General features: G+C 42.3%; 17 protein-coding genes. 9 read left to right on the top strand and 8 right to left on the bottom strand.

Going from position 1 to position 14,665, the window contains the following annotated elements; genetic code table 11:
• Positions 1 to 225 precede the first annotated feature (225 nt).
• A complete protein-coding gene (apcD, locus tag HWQ38_RS05800) occupies positions 226 to 711 on the bottom strand; it encodes an allophycocyanin subunit alpha-B (RefSeq protein WP_292791003.1) in 486 nt (161 codons plus the stop codon).
• A gap of 224 nt (positions 712 to 935) precedes the next feature.
• On the opposite strand from apcD, the gene rlmD reads away from it, so the two are divergent.
• Positions 936 to 2,342, top strand: a complete 1,407-nt coding sequence (gene rlmD / locus HWQ38_RS05795) for a 23S rRNA (uracil(1939)-C(5))-methyltransferase RlmD (protein WP_292790992.1) — start codon at positions 936 to 938, stop codon at positions 2,340 to 2,342.
• Between the two features lie 395 nt (positions 2,343 to 2,737).
• Entirely contained in the window at positions 2,738 to 3,187 is a 450-nt protein-coding gene (locus tag HWQ38_RS05790) for an anti-sigma regulatory factor (RefSeq protein WP_292790990.1), read from the top strand.
• An 89-nt stretch (positions 3,188 to 3,276) separates the two neighbouring features.
• Here HWQ38_RS05790 and HWQ38_RS05785 read toward each other — a convergent pair whose 3' ends face one another.
• Positions 3,277 to 3,555, bottom strand: coding sequence for a DUF6439 family protein (locus HWQ38_RS05785; RefSeq protein ID WP_292790987.1), 279 nt, complete (start codon positions 3,553 to 3,555; stop codon positions 3,277 to 3,279).
• Positions 3,556 to 3,599: 44 nt separating this feature from the next.
• Here HWQ38_RS05785 and HWQ38_RS05780 point away from each other — a divergent pair, with 44 nt between their 5' ends.
• From HWQ38_RS05780 to HWQ38_RS05755, 6 genes are all read left to right on the top strand, one after another.
• On the top strand, positions 3,600 to 3,962 hold the full coding sequence (locus tag HWQ38_RS05780) for a hypothetical protein (RefSeq protein WP_292790985.1): 363 nt from the start codon (positions 3,600 to 3,602) through the stop codon (positions 3,960 to 3,962).
• A gap of 84 nt (positions 3,963 to 4,046) precedes the next feature.
• Positions 4,047 to 5,438: an asparagine--tRNA ligase gene (gene asnS, locus HWQ38_RS05775; RefSeq protein WP_292790983.1), complete on the top strand. Its 1,392-nt coding sequence runs from the start codon at positions 4,047 to 4,049 to the stop codon at positions 5,436 to 5,438.
• Positions 5,439 to 5,640: 202 nt separating this feature from the next.
• Positions 5,641 to 5,943: a hypothetical protein gene (locus HWQ38_RS05770; RefSeq protein ID WP_292790980.1), complete on the top strand. Its 303-nt coding sequence runs from the start codon at positions 5,641 to 5,643 to the stop codon at positions 5,941 to 5,943.
• Positions 5,940 to 6,350 carry a type II toxin-antitoxin system VapC family toxin gene (locus HWQ38_RS05765; RefSeq protein ID WP_292790978.1) on the top strand — a complete coding sequence of 137 codons (411 nt, stop codon included), beginning with the start codon at positions 5,940 to 5,942 and terminating at the stop codon, positions 6,348 to 6,350. Before HWQ38_RS05770 ends, HWQ38_RS05765 begins: the two co-directional genes overlap by 4 nt.
• Before the next feature lie 105 nt (positions 6,351 to 6,455).
• Positions 6,456 to 6,698: a hypothetical protein gene (locus tag HWQ38_RS05760; protein ID WP_292790975.1), complete on the top strand. Its 243-nt coding sequence runs from the start codon at positions 6,456 to 6,458 to the stop codon at positions 6,696 to 6,698.
• Between the two features lie 346 nt (positions 6,699 to 7,044).
• Positions 7,045 to 7,449 (top strand): hypothetical protein, encoded by a 405-nt coding sequence (locus HWQ38_RS05755; protein WP_292790973.1) that lies wholly within the window; start codon positions 7,045 to 7,047, stop codon positions 7,447 to 7,449.
• A 187-nt stretch (positions 7,450 to 7,636) separates the two neighbouring features.
• Here the strand turns inward: HWQ38_RS05755 and HWQ38_RS05750 are convergent, their stop codons facing one another.
• Together HWQ38_RS05750 and HWQ38_RS05745 are read right to left on the bottom strand one after the other, a co-directional pair.
• The gene (locus HWQ38_RS05750) at positions 7,637 to 7,828 is read right to left on the bottom strand and encodes a hypothetical protein (RefSeq protein ID WP_292790970.1); all 192 of its coding nucleotides are present in this window, start codon (positions 7,826 to 7,828) and stop codon (positions 7,637 to 7,639) included.
• Positions 7,829 to 8,251: 423 nt separating this feature from the next.
• Complete coding sequence (locus HWQ38_RS05745; protein WP_292790967.1) at positions 8,252 to 8,857, bottom strand: DUF3318 domain-containing protein; 606 nt, start codon at positions 8,855 to 8,857, stop codon at positions 8,252 to 8,254.
• 260 nt (positions 8,858 to 9,117) lie between these two features.
• Between HWQ38_RS05745 and HWQ38_RS05740 the strand changes: the two genes are divergently transcribed.
• Entirely contained in the window at positions 9,118 to 9,378 is a 261-nt protein-coding gene (locus HWQ38_RS05740) for a hypothetical protein (RefSeq protein ID WP_292790964.1), read from the top strand.
• 120 nt (positions 9,379 to 9,498) lie between these two features.
• On the opposite strand, the gene HWQ38_RS05735 is transcribed toward HWQ38_RS05740, so the two are convergent.
• The 4 genes from HWQ38_RS05735 to HWQ38_RS05720 form a co-directional block, all read right to left on the bottom strand.
• Positions 9,499 to 11,127, bottom strand: coding sequence for an iron uptake porin (locus tag HWQ38_RS05735; protein ID WP_292790961.1), 1,629 nt, complete (start codon positions 11,125 to 11,127; stop codon positions 9,499 to 9,501).
• A 126-nt stretch (positions 11,128 to 11,253) separates the two neighbouring features.
• The gene (locus HWQ38_RS05730; protein ID WP_292791000.1) at positions 11,254 to 11,883 is read right to left on the bottom strand and encodes a Crp/Fnr family transcriptional regulator; all 630 of its coding nucleotides are present in this window, start codon (positions 11,881 to 11,883) and stop codon (positions 11,254 to 11,256) included.
• Between the two features lie 627 nt (positions 11,884 to 12,510).
• A complete protein-coding gene (gene phoU / locus HWQ38_RS05725) occupies positions 12,511 to 13,179 on the bottom strand; it encodes a phosphate signaling complex protein PhoU (protein ID WP_292790958.1) in 669 nt (222 codons plus the stop codon).
• 28 nt (positions 13,180 to 13,207) lie between these two features.
• Positions 13,208 to 14,527: an ATP-binding protein gene (locus tag HWQ38_RS05720; RefSeq protein WP_292790997.1), complete on the bottom strand. Its 1,320-nt coding sequence runs from the start codon at positions 14,525 to 14,527 to the stop codon at positions 13,208 to 13,210.
• Between the last annotated feature and the right edge of the window lie 138 nt (positions 14,528 to 14,665).

Raw genomic sequence — 14,665 nt, 5'->3', positions numbered from 1 at the left:
TGCCCAATGCCCAATGCCCAATGCCCAATGCCCAATGCCCAATGCCCAATGCCCATAAAATTTCCCCACAACTGGTTGATAACTTGACAGAGATTTTGCCACAGCCACTACCCAATGTGGGGAAGGTATGATCAAATTGGGGATCTTATGCCTATTGAGTGCTAATATCTTGCACTGATTCTAGTAGATCGGAAATATACTCCTAGAAGCAGCACACACTTTGTATTAAGACATCGCTTGAATGATGTAATCAAAGTAGGGTGCTGCTTGGGCAGCGTCTTCTGCACTCAGTAAGCTAAGGGAGGCTGTTTTCAGCGAATTCATCGCTTCTACCATTCCAGTTACGGGAACGCCCAATGAATTGTACATTTCCCGCACACCAATCAAACCGATTTTTTCAATTGGCTCTTTGTCGCCGGCAAGCACGCCATAAGTAATTAGACGTAAGTACCAGCCAAAGTCACGGATACATAGAGAGCGTTGACGTTCCCCGTAAGCATTACCTCCGGGGGAGATAAAGTCAGGACGCTTTTGCCAAAGTTGTTTGGTTGCTTCCTGAACTATCTTTTTTTCGTTTTCGGCTAAGGTAGCCGCAATCCGCGTCCGTTGTACGCCGGTTTGCAAAAAGTCTTTGATGTTTTCAAGTTCGCCACTGCTGGGATAACGCAGTTCGTCGTCGGCTTGGAGAATAACTTGGCTAATTACAGTCATGATGATTGAAATCACCTGAAATATTATTTATCTGTTAGTTTAACGAGTCGGAGGTACACAAGTGAAGAGATAGGAGCTACTTATGTATTGAATTTATCTGTTTGGGGGGAGTGGGGAGTGGGGGAGTGGGGAGTGGGGGAGATGAGGGAGACAAGGGAGACAAGGGGAATGACCCATGCCCAATGCCCAATGACCAATGACCAATGACCAATGACCAATGACCAATGACTAAAATAATTTGGCAACAGGGTGAATTAATTGAAGTGACGATCGCTAATCTGAGTGATACAGGCGATGGTGTGGGACGCGCTGATGAGCGTGTTGTGTTTGTCCCGGATACTGTCCCAGGCGATCGCGCGATCGTCCGCTTGGTACATGTTAAACCCAAATACGCCCACGGTAAGCTCCAGGAGCTATTGTCACGATCCCCCCACCGGATTAGACCTAATTGTATTGTGGCGGATAAGTGCGGTGGTTGCCAGTGGCAGCATATTGATTATAATAACCAGCTAGCAGCCAAGCAAAATCAAGTTATCCAAGCTTTGGAACGCATTGGCGGTTTTGTCCAACCACCAGTTGAGCCGGTACTCGCCGGCCCTTTTGCTTTAAATTACCGTAACAAATCTACATATCCTCTAGGCATATCGGCAACGGGACAGGTACAAGCTGGATATTACCAAAAAGGTAGTCACCAATTAATTAACTTAAATCAATGTCCAGTCCAAGACTCACGATTAAATCCTTTATTAGCCGAAGTTAAGCAGGATATTCAACAACGGGGTTGGCAAATTTACGACGAACAGCGTCACCAAGGGAAAATTCGCCATCTTGGTTTACGCATTGGCCGACACACTGGGGAAATGTTGCTGACTTTGGTGGTGAAGGACTGGAATTTATCAGGAATTGAAACCCAAGCCCAGGAATGGTTAAAGCGCTATCCCCAGTTAGTGGGAGTGTCGCTCAATCGTAATAGCGATCGCACAAATGCTATCTTTGGATCAGAAACCCGTTGCATCGCTGGAGTACCACACCTGCGTGAAAATTTTGCTGGACTGGAATTTCAAGTGCGCCCAGATACATTTTTCCAAGTGTATACAGAAACAGCAGAGGCACTATTGCAGGTAATTCAATCAGAACTCAATCTTCAAGGGCATGAGTTCCTAGTTGATGCCTACTGTGGTATTGGGACTTTAACTTTACCCCTCGCCAACAAAGTACGTATTGCTACAGGATTAGAAGTGCAACCAGCAGCAGTAGACCAAGCTATTTTGAATGCCCACCGCAACGGAATTGATAATGTGACATTCCAAGTTGGGGCAGTAGAAAAATTGCTGCCAAAAATGGGCGCAATACCAGATGTAGTAATACTCGATCCGCCACGTAAAGGGTGCGATCGCGCTGTCATCGAGACTTTACGGCAATTGAAACCATATAGGATCGTTTACGTCAGCTGTAAAGTATCTACCCTCGCCCGTGACCTGAAATTGCTTTGTCAAGATGGGCAATATACTATCACACGGGTACAACCTGCTGATTTTTTTCCTCAAACTGCTCATGTTGAAGCTGCCGCCTTTCTTGTGCTATCACATTTGGACAAGGGTAGTAATTCCTTTAAAAAAAGTGAAATTTGAAATTTTTAGTCTAGTGCATACTAAAGATGCTAAAATTAAATTAAGCTAAAAATAGAAATTCATTTTGTTTAAAGAAATTCAAGTTGCATAGGCTCTTAAAAATGTGAAATTGGATTGTGTAAATTCCAGATCGGCAATTAACTAGAGTATGCCAATACTCTATTGAATTACTAGCATCTTTTGAAGTTGCTGACTTCACTATCAAACTTATTGCAGCCGCTATATATCTAAACAATCCCAACTCATAGATAAAGCCAATGCTCTGCTCCCTAGCATTTTCAAAATTTAGTTTTAAAGACGCAAGTTTGAAGGCAGCATGACCACCTCAAGTTTTATCAGGGTGCCTGTAATAGCAAACTGATGTCTAGCTAACTGAAAGCTATGGGGTTTCTCTTGTGATTACTATTTCACTCCGTCCAGTTGGACGCTATTGGGGCACTATTAGTTTTGCCTCAACCCTCTATCTTTGTCCGATATTAGATTTACTGTTGGCAGAAATTCCAGCAAAGTTACAAGCCGAATTGCGGCTAGGACTTCAAGAAGCCCTAGTCAACGCCGCTAAACATGGCAATAATCTTGATCCAAGTAAAACAGTTGTAGTGCGTTTTTCCTTAATAGATAATCAATATTGGTGGATCATATCAGACCAGGGTAGCGGCTTTACTCCTTCATCTTGTAGTGATGAAGAGTCAACAGATTATCTCCCACCAGATGAGGCAGAAAGTGGTCGTGGTTTATGTCTTCTCCATCAAATTTTTGATCAGGTGCAGTGGAACCGCAAAGGCACAGAATTGAGGCTTTGTAAACAAATGGAAAATCGCCGGGGATTATCTCTGCGGCGATAAGGTATTTAGGAGTTAGGAGTAGAGACGCGATTAATCGCGTCTCTACAGGAGTTAATTATTTAAAACTTCTAACTCATCACTCCTCACTCCTAACTTTTTTCATGACTCGGACAGGGAGGGGCAGAAATAGACCGATCTAACCAACCTACTGCTTGTTCTAATCTAGCTTGAGCTTCTTGGGGCTGATTCTTTAAAAGATACACAATAGCTGCTGCCACTTGTTCATTAGCGCGAGAATTGCGGTTAGACTTGAGGCGATGCCAATCGTTAGGGGAAATGGTCAGCCTTTCCATGAGGGCTTGAGCTAGTTCCAGGGTACTAAGTTCATTCAGTTGACTGGTTTTCGGCAGCTGGGTAGATTGAGACATGACTATTGGCACATTTGCATTTACTTCTACTTTACTACTTGTAAATGAAGCCGCCAAAACAATCGCAACCGCCAGGGGAAAATCCCGAACCAGATTTTGAACAAGAACTGGAAGAAGTAGAGCGATCGCTCCTGTCCTTAAAAGAACGTTATGATCAAGTGCAACGCGATCGCCAACAACAGGCACAATGGCAACAGCGCCGGGATCAACTGAAGCACAATAAATCTCAGACACCAGATATCAAAGTAGAGTTACGGCAAATTCAACAGCAATTGGAAATGCTAGAACTAAATTTAGAAAGCCAGTTATTTTCTTGGCGTAGCTTCAAAAAACCTTTCTGGCAAGCCGTCCGCTTTGGCGGAATGGGCGTTATCATAGGCTGGATATTAAAGTCTTGTGCTGGATAATCCCAATTTGGGATTTTAGATTGAGTTAACTCCTTAAGATTCTTTTCTCTACTCCCGACGTTGACGAAATATAAATTGCATAATATGGTAAATCGACGGATTGCAGAAATATTGCGAAGTGGTCAACCTGATGAGTCCCTCCAAGTTCAAGGCTGGGTGCGGACGAAACGTGATTCCAAAGGGTTTGCTTTTATTGAAGTCAATGACGGCTCATCACTAGCTAATTTGCAAGTCGTGATTAATCAAGATTTGCCGGATTATGAAGCTATCTTGAAAAAATTGAATACGGGTGCTGCTGTCGAAGTGACAGGGGTATTAGTGGCTTCTCTTGGTAAAGGACAGCGAATTGAGTTGAAAGCCGACATAGTGAAAGTTTACGGAGAGGCTGATCCCGATACATATCCCCTGCAAAAGAAACGCCATTCCTTTGAGTTTCTGCGAACCATTGGACATTTGCGAGCGCGAACTAATTCCTTTGGTGCAGTTTTCCGCGTCAGAAATGCTTGTTCGACAGCAATTCATCAATTTTTCCACGAAAGAGGCTTTTTGTGGGTACACACACCCATTATCACTGCTAGCGATTGCGAAGGTGCGGGTGAACTGTTTAGTGTTACCAGTTTGGATTTAAAGAATATTCCGCGCACAGAAAATCAAGCAGTAGATTACAGCCAAGACTTTTTTGCTAAACCCACATATTTAACAGTTAGCGGCCAGTTGGAGGCGGAAGTTATGGCGATGGCGTTTAGTAACGTCTACACCTTTGGCCCTACCTTCCGTGCAGAAAATTCTAATACTTCCCGCCACTTAGCAGAATTTTGGATGGTTGAGCCAGAAATGGCTTTTTGTGACTTAGAAGGCGATATGGATTTAGCTGAGGCGTTTCTGAAACACATTTTTAAATATGTGTTGGAAACTTGCCCAGAAGACATGGAATTTTTCAATGAACGCATTGATAAATCTGTGTTGACAACAGCTGAGAATATTATTAATAATCAGTTTGAACGCTTAACTTATACAGAAGCCATCAAACTTTTAGAAAAAGCTGATGTTAAATTTGAATATCCTGTAAGTTGGGGTTTAGACTTACAATCAGAACACGAACGCTACCTAGCTGAACAATTATTTAAAAAGCCTGCGATCGTTACAGATTATCCAGCGCAAATCAAAGCCTTTTATATGCGTTTAAACGACGATGAAAAAACCGTCCGCGCAATGGATATTCTCGCACCGAAAATTGGCGAAATTGTTGGCGGTTCGCAGCGCGAAGAACGCTTGGAAGTTTTAGAACGCCGCGTGTTAGCGCAAGGATTAAACCCAGAAGACTTGTGGTGGTATCTTGATTTACGTCGTTATGGTACTGTCCCCCATGCGGGTTTTGGGTTGGGTTTTGAACGACTCGTGCAATTTATGACTGGTATGGGAAATATCCGCGATGTGATTCCCTTTCCGCGTACACCGCAAAGTGCTGAGTTTTAGTTTACATTTTACACTTGGCAATTGGAAATAGCCAGGTCTTTGACTATTGTAGAGTCAAGAGAAATCCAACAGAAGATATTTATCATAAGTCTACAAGACCAAACTATAGTCAGCCCTCACGCCGAAATATTGCCAGCCTTTTTTTAACGCAGAGGAGGATTGTTTATAATTGAGGTAATTAGTGAAATACTGGGAGAAAATTATGCAAAAAGTCTCTAGCTATCATCAGCAACTTATCAATCGGATATCGCCAATTGTGGAAAAATTATTTAAAGGTAATAGCTTATATCAAGTCAAGTTAAATCAACAGGAAATGAGCCAAATGTTAGTTGAACTATTTGGGCAATTCTCACCAGAAGAAATGACGGAAATTAAAGATGATGATTTGACAGACAGAATTGATAGTATTTTAATTTTAGAGGCAGTTTCAGGTACGTTAAATGATTTAACACCCGAGCAAATAGCTATTTTTGATGCAGTGGTAGAAGGAAGACCAATAAGGTGAGTTATTTACTAGATTCAAATATTGTTAGTTATATTTTGAAGAGAAATGTAATTGTAGAGCAAAAGTTTCGAGAAGTGCGTCGTCTGAAACAAGATGTGTTTATTAGTTGCATAACTTACTATGAAGTCAAACGAGGTCTTTTAGCTATCAATGCAACTAGACAGTTAGCTGAGTTTAATAAATTTTGTCAAATATATAAAATTTTATTAATAGATGATTTAGAGATTATTGAACTAGCGTGTGAAATATATGTGGATTTACAACGCAGGGGGTTGACTATCCAAGAGCAAGATATATTGATAGCAGCTACAGCGATCGCACGCGGTTTAACTCTGGTTTCTAATGACTCTGACTTGCTGAGAGTTGAAGGACTAAGCTTGGATAATTGGCTATCAACAGATTCTTAGAAATAAGAGCTTCGGCAAATAGATTTTAAGCAGTGGAATTGGAATTATATCCCAAAACATATCCTAAAGCTATTGGAGTAGAATCGCTGATACATTGTATAGCTATTGGGAACTTGGCAAGGCCGCTATCAGAATCTAGAATTACCCTGGTTGCGCTGGTGGGATAATCAGGGTAATTTGCTACAAATAGGATGGGAGCGATGTCTACGATGGTCACTGAGCTTTGTCGTACTCCTTCGGATAAGCAAGCTACACGCAGCGTCTCGTAGAGAAGTGCGGGCTACACCTACGCAACGCTTGGCTGCTAAACTAAGAGAATTAAATATTAACCCCGACGAGTTAGTTTAATTATTTTGGCAACTACCTTTAGATAGATAAGGTAAACACTACGCGATTTCTAATGATAAATCGCTTGGTAGTAATGAAAAAATGCAACTTTCACATCCCAATAGCATCTTTTAGTAATTTTGTCAATAGATAATCTCTAGTATTGCCTAATAAATTAGTAAGGGCTTCTCTGGACTGAATCTATATTCATGCTTTCAGTAGATGCAGTTATGACTTTGGAAGTGCGATGATCTATATTAGAGAACAATAATTAGTTGCTGTTGTTCAGACGAAAAAATCAGATTTTATCGGACTCCAGCAACTTTGGTTTTTAGCCAGTTGTTTGATGTTTTGAGAAGGTAACACAATGAATAATATCCTAAAGCGTACACTTTTACCCAGTCTCATGGCTGCAAGTTTAGCTGGTGTCACCTTAGTTCCCGCGAAACCGGCTGCTGCTGACGACCAAGTACTAAGAGATGCAGGTATTGGGGCTGTTACCAATGTGGTAACAGGAGCTGTTAGAGGACATGGTAGTGTATTAGGCAATGCTGTCAAAGGTGGTGTCACTGGTGCAGCAGTCAATGGTGCAAATGGTCTGAGAAACACTCGTGGTCGCCGTCACCGGAACCTTGGTCAAGATGTCGGAGTCGGTGCTGGGGCTAGCGCCTTGACTGGGATAATTACTGGCGATGGTAGACATACCCTTGGCAATGCTGTTGATGGTGCGGCTGTAGGTGGAGCAATCCATGTAATAACCAATGGGCACTAATTCCTAAATTCATCAGTTGAAATACTTCCAACGGTTAACGAACTTATCCCTCCCTAATTCCTCTTTTTCCTAAAAGGAGCAAACCCAACCTTCCTTCCCTAGCCAGGAAGGGAGGGTGGGGGGTTAGATTTATATTGAGATATATGCCACCTTCAGGATCGGATGACGTTGTACTTAATAGTAAACTCTAGCCCTTCAACGCTTTTCTAAAGTTTCGACGATAGGATTGATTTGTAATAAACAAAGCTGGCCATAGCAAAGATAAACCAATGCGATTGGTCAAAGTCGGATTAAAATTAGTCCGCCCAAACCCATTCCAAAACTTCAAAACGCCGCCTCCGTAAACCACTATCAAGCCAATAAAAATTAAGGTACTCATTCCCATCAACTCCGTTAGTAACTGACAGAATTTAAGTTAAGTTTTACCACACGAGGTAAGCACTTCATAAGCAACACTGAGAAGGTATGACAAAACTCCGCACTTTTTGATATCTAAGTCAGTTAAACACACATTCTCTTATTCCAGTGTAGAATAGCCTCATCGATTGTAGCTAGTTTGAGGCTCATGTCTTGCAACTCGCCGCCTAAACGCTAGAAGCCTGGGGCTAAATAAATCACAAAGCCCTATTTGTTACTGAAAGGTTACTGTAGTTATAAAAAATGAGAAACTATGCTAAAACTTTAGCTTAGACAAGACCAAAACCTGATCTGAAATTTAGAGGTTTTGCGATCGCTGTGAAAAACCCATATCAAGACTTTTCACTTTAAATGTTGCTACAAATGGGCAGCAGAGACATTTATTCTACTTATCATAACTTTCTGGCATACCCACTGGTGATAAACCTGCGATCGCTCGTAAGTTTTGGCAACGAATCAACTCAGCAAAATTTAAACTGGAATGCCCTTCAATTTTAGCTACGGCTTCAATTGCAGATAACAGGTGCTGCGCTGCTTCTGCTTCGGAATAACCGCGCCGTTGTGCTATTTTAATTGCTGCTGCATCGGCATTTAACTCTGACTCTTGAGATTTATTAGTGCGCCAGATCCTCCAAGCCGCGATCGCACTTAATCCCCCAGCTACGGCTACACCTACCACATCTGACTGTGCTGCTTCCAAGAATCCGCCTACCAGTCCCGCCAGCACCATACCTTGATAAATGTCGGGTTTAAACCACTTCACCCCCGTCAACCAGCTAACCATCTGCAACAGCAGCAAATCTCGTTGCGGCTTTGTCAAGCGACGCCACAAATCGAAATTAATATATATCGGTCGCGCCTGATTCCAGGGTTGGGGAAAGGAGGCATCAATCACTTTTGCTTGCTGTGGCTGACTAACAAGTTTTGTCGTCATCCGACCAGAAGCAGGCATTACATCTAACAAACGGCGAATTTCAACATTTGGCTCCATAAATTTAATTATTAGCCATAATCTGGATAGTAACTATTTTAGTTATCATTCGTGTTAATCTTTGATTTGTGAGATCCTCTTGCAGGATTTAAAAAAGCTGTTTTATAAGTGCAAACCGTCGTAAAATAAGATTTATAAATAGAATAGACAAATTTGTCAGAATAGTGTCGTTTAACAGCGTTTTTCAATACTATTCCCCACTCCGATTCGGCTACGCTCACGGCAAGCCCACTCCCCACTCCCTACTCCCTGTCCTAATCATGGACGCTTTTGTTCCTATCCCGCCTGAATGGACGAATAAAGCAACACACGCTTACGAGTTTTGCTGTCCTAGCTGCCGCTTGAGTAGCTTGGAAGCTGAAAAAGTTTGGCTAAATCGGCGATCGCCTGTACTTACAGAAGACCGTCGTCGCAAATGGCAAGAGTTCTACTACTGTCAGTGTGGTTCTGTGTGGTGGGCTTGGAGTAGCGATCGCCCTCCAAAAGATATATCCAATCCGCCAGATGATCATCCTACATAGCCAATTTTTTCATAATAATTGTGGATTTATTAATCTGCGACCTGAAAAATCTAAACAAAACCCCACCTTGAAGCGGGGTTTTGTTTATCTAATTCTGAGCTTTATATTTCATCACCGATTTTAGAAGGTGAAGGTAGTACGTAGAGTGCCTACATATTCAGTGTCGTTATTATTGTTGTTCTCTGGATTGAAGATTACCAACAAGCCAGGGGTGACTTGAATATTATCGGAAACCTTGTACTTGTAAAGACCCTCTAAGTGATAAGATGTACCAGAGTCAAAAGCACTACCGTTTTTTATGTTACCACCAGTAACTTGGGGTGGTTGACCAAAGATCACACCCAAGACGTTGCCTTCTCCGCCAAAGTCTTTCAAAGCAAGTGTTGCACCGTAGTACCAAATTTCTGCATATCTACCCGCATTAACACCAGTTTGAGCATCGGCAGTTGTATAACCTCCCCAACCACTGAGAGCCAACTTAGAGCCAAGTTGGAAGGTAGCTTCTGCACCGTAGTTGTCGGATTCGGTACGAGTGTTATTTCCAAAAGGATTGTTAGCAAAAGCACTACCTGTAGCTTGCAAAAGGTTATTGGCAACAGTATTACCTTGATAACTGCGGGCGTAGGTTAGACCAATATTAAAAGCTTTGCTGGGTTGGAAAGATAACTGACCAAAGATCGCGTTATCACCATCGAACAGCCCATTATTAACGCTAGGGTCGTTAGCAGTCCTAGCTAAATAAGCAGCGCTCAAGCTGATCGGACCTTTAGGATTGAAGGTAAGAGTTAAACCAGCGCCACCGGCACCTTGACGATAAATAGGGCTGAAACGTCCATAGCGAGAAAGGGCACCTCTGGCTGAACTAGAAAAGTCAGGGTTGAAGGTATTCACATTCTCCCATAACTCTCCACCAGTTGCATCAACCTTGACACGCACTGCGTCGGTTAGATTGAAAGCATAGTTGATTTTATCAATGCTAACGCTGTTGTTGTCGGGAGCAGCGACGTCATAGGCCAAGCGGGTCATGTTAGTACCTGTGACAGCAGCATTAGAAACGATGTTGCCAGCAGTCAAACGGATTTGCAACTGGTCTTGACCACTAAAACTGCTGTACAAGTTCAAACGAACACGGTCAGAAAAAGTGGTGTTAGAATCCAAGTTTTGATTTGAATTACCAGCAGCAACTGCCCTATCTCCACCAAAAGCATCAGATATGTTGAAAATCGCTTCCCCAACCAACTTGGTGGTAGTAGAGAACTGATTGGCTTCCAACTCAGAAGTGCGGGCTTCTAGTCCATCGACACGACCGCGCAAGGTTGCTAGTTCAGCAGCAAATTCTTCTTGTAAGCGCTGTAAAGTAGCCAGGTCTTGTTTATTGACTATATCGGCAGTAGCTGTAGCAATCAGTTCGTTAACCCGGTTTAGACAGGCATTCAAACCTGCGGCAAATTCATAACGGGTCAAAGCACGGTTCCCACGATAGGTACCGTTGGGATAACCTGCAATACAGCCGTAGCGCTCAACTAGGGATTGTAAAGCTTGGAATGCCCAATCTGTGGGCTGCACATCCGAAAATTGCGAAACTGATGTTACTTGACTAATGTCGTTAGACTCTTGAGCTTCAGATAACTGGGAAACATTTGTTATTGGGTCGTTGACTTCAGCAGCTAAGGCGCTATTGGCAACAAAAAATGTAGCAGCTAGAACAACCGGACTAACCTTAAAAAGATTCCAGAATTGTTTTGTCATGTTTTTAGTCTCACTCACACCTACTAATCCAATCATCGTAAAATACTTAAAATACTTTACTTTCAGGAATTTCACACACATTCACAGCAATGATTATACCTATCTCCTCTGATAAATACAAGTCATTTAATATAATACTGAAGCATAATTTTTAATTAATTTATTTGGTGAGCGCAAAATAATCCGGCGTTTGTGACGTAAAACTGTTCCTTCCGACTCCAACTGTTGTAGGAGCCGGGTAACTGTTACCCGTGTGGTATTTAAGACTTCAGCAATATCTTGATGGGTAACATTTAAATCAATTAGCTTGCCCTGATCGACATCACGTCCAAATTTTTCGCTTAACCACACCAAAAACTGCCATAAACGTAGCGAAATTGGTTTTCGATGCACAATCTTTAGTAGATCCTCTGCCTGTTGAATGTGAGACAACAAAGCATTAATATCTTGATGCCACAGATAAGGTGGCACAATGCTTATTTCCACGCCAGTGAGACATTCAATCTGGTATGGCTTGACTCTAGACAAAGGATAACCAATCAGATCCCCTAACCCCCAATAACCGAGAGTGATGAATGTTCCATCTTCACTCCAGGTTAAGGTACGAACTGCACCATGATCAATACGCCAAAGTACGTCATTTTGAAGTGGAATTACTTCCCTACGGGTAAATATCTGCTGGGGTAATTGTCCGTCCAAAGCAGAGCTATTTGACACGGCAGAAGAGTTTGATGTAGGACTTATGGAATACATGATTAACCGTAACTACATAATTATCAGGGAATCTCGCTATTTACAATGATTAAGAAACTCTAATAATTTGTATCAAATTTTACCTATATATCTGAAGGTGTATTTTGATGAATCAGAGTTAGAGCTAACTCAAAATTTTTCATGGAAACAACTTCTGGTTTAAGGTATCGATCAGTAAGATAGATCCAAAATGTTTTAGTTGTTTATCCGTTACTTTAATTGTGTAAGTTTAAGAAGAGGTAAGCTTTTAGTAAAATATTTAGTTAACTTATTTTTAATTATTTGATATTTTCTGTAGACTAAGTAAGTATGTCAGCGCAAATAATTATGAACACAGTAGGGTGGAATGGCGCTTAGGGACTTCCAAATAAAAAACATTTAATGATTATATTGTAGGTTGGGCATCTCGTTTGCCAAGCAACCAAAGGCGGGCAAGACTTCGGCGTGAGCGCTACTTCGACCCTTCGACAGGCTCAGGGTAACACCTGCCGAAGGGCAAGCTCAGTACAAGTCAGTCGAACGCTGGCCACCCCACAAGTAGTAGTAATTTATTTCTTGGAAATCCCTTACCTAAACTGGATTTAGATCCTCGACTTCTTGAAGAAGTCGGGGATGTAGGCAGCACGTTAATTAAGAGCGTTGACCGGTGACAATATATGCTACCCTTTGACCGATATTAGTGGCATGATCTGCCATGCGTTCCAGACAACGAATTGCCAGTGACAGCAGTATAATTGGCTCGACTACGCCTGGGACATCCCGTTGTTGGGCTAAAGTTTGATAAACGCGATCGTAGGCATCATCTACAGTATCATCAAGATGCTTTAAACGGCGTCCACCAGCTTCATCGAAATCTCCCAAAGCCTTTAAGCTAGTTGCTAGCATCGCCTGGGCGTGAAGGGACATGGCTTCAATTTCTGGCAAAGACGTATGAGGCGGATAAGGAAAAATTTTAATCGCAATCTCAGCTAAATCCTCAGCATAATCGCCAATGCGTTCTAAGTCTCGCACCAACTGCATAAAAGCACTCAAGCAGCGCAAATCTTGAGCCGTAGGCGATTGCAGCGTCATAATCACCGTACAGTCTGATTCTATTTGTCTATAAAAGCGATCAATTTTTTTATCTAATCGGGGAAGTTCCTCAGCTGCTGTTAAGTTACGAGCAAATAACGCTTGGTGGCTGAGGCGAAATGATTGTTCGACTAAAGCACCCATGCGTAATACATCTCGTTCTAAGCGCCTAATGGCGCGTGCGAGTTGAGGTCTTTGAGGATTGGGACTATAATCGATAGCTTTCACACTTGTTGTCTTAAAGGTGAAGATATTACTAACTATAGTCTTGGCTTAGGGAGTTTGCCATAACTTCATGAAATTGGAGTTGCATCCACGCACCACCAGTTTCTGGATGGTTCATCGCTTTGATTGAACCACCGTGGGCGATCAGAATTTGCTCAACGATCGCTAATCCTAATCCATTGCCAACGATCGCCCCTATGGAGTTACCATCTTGGGGAGAATGCGATCGCGCTTTATCTCCTCGATAAAATCGCTCAAAAACGTGGGGTAAATCTACCTCCGAAAACCCGACTCCAGAATCAATCAGATTTATTTCGATAATTTCAGAAGCAGCATCCCTCGCATTATTCGTTGAAAGGATTTTTGCTTGGACGTGAATACTTGTACCAGGAGGACTGTACTTAATGCTATTGTCTAGCAAATTGAGAAAAACTTGGTAAATACGGGCTTTATCTGCCTTAATCCACAGATTTTCTGGGCCAGAATAAGAAAAAGACAGACGTTGATGCTGTGCCAAAGGTTCTAATGTTTCCCAAACCGATGCAATCAGCGATCGCAATTCTACAGCTTTGACTTGCAATTGCATGTTTGGGTTTGCTTCCATTTGGGTAAGTTCTAACCAGCTTTGCACCAAGTTAATCAGCCGGTCAACTTCTTGCATTAGGCGGTTAACCCAGCGATTTAAAGGCGGTTCCAAGCGGTTTTGTAACGTTTCCACAACTAAACGAATCGAAGTTAGCGGCGTTCTGAGTTCGTGTGCTAGATCAGAAAAAGAGCGATCGCGTACTTGATTTATATCTAATAGGGGTTGACGATTTTCTAAAAAGACTCCCACTTGTCCATTGGGTAAAGGCAAGCTAGACGCCCGCAAAGCCAGAGATTTTATTGTTGGCATCTCTGCGGCATCCTCACAAGATGGATGAAATACCCATTCTCCCGTCTGTGGTTTTTGCAGATCACGAGTTTGTTCAATTAAATGGTCAAGTTCGTAAGACCGTACCAACTCTAATAACAAACGTACCTGTTCTGGTTGCCAATGCAGATACAAAATTTCCTGCGCCTGTCGATTACACCACAGCAGTTGATTTTCCTCATCCACTTGCAAATATCCCACTGGTGCAAAATCTAGTAGGTTTTGGTAAGTTTGCAACGACTGCTGCAAATCTTGTCGTTGCTGTTTCACCATCGCTATTTCCTGCCGCAGCCCAGGAATCAGCAGCAGTCGCATCTTGTAAAGATGGGAGGTTAACGGTCGGAATAAACGCCCCAGGTAGCGGTTAAGTTGAACCTGTTGCCAAACCCAAAACCCAATGCCTACCGCTAAACCCAGAAAAAATCCCAATAAGAGCATTTGAGTTGTTAGTTTCTTGGTCACTAATAAAAACTAACAACTATCTCAACTAATTATCAAGAAAATGGGTTTAAAACCCCGCCGTTCTAGGGTAGCTTTAATTAATTGTACTCTTCTTACGGAATAAATGCTATCATG

Source organism: Nostoc sp. NMS7, from assembly GCF_017115085.1.
In the GTDB taxonomy this organism is placed as follows: Bacteria; Cyanobacteriota; Cyanobacteriia; order Cyanobacteriales; family Nostocaceae; genus Nostoc.
The sequence above is the reverse complement of the archived record's forward strand: the minus strand, read 5'-3'. Positions and strand labels throughout refer to the sequence as shown.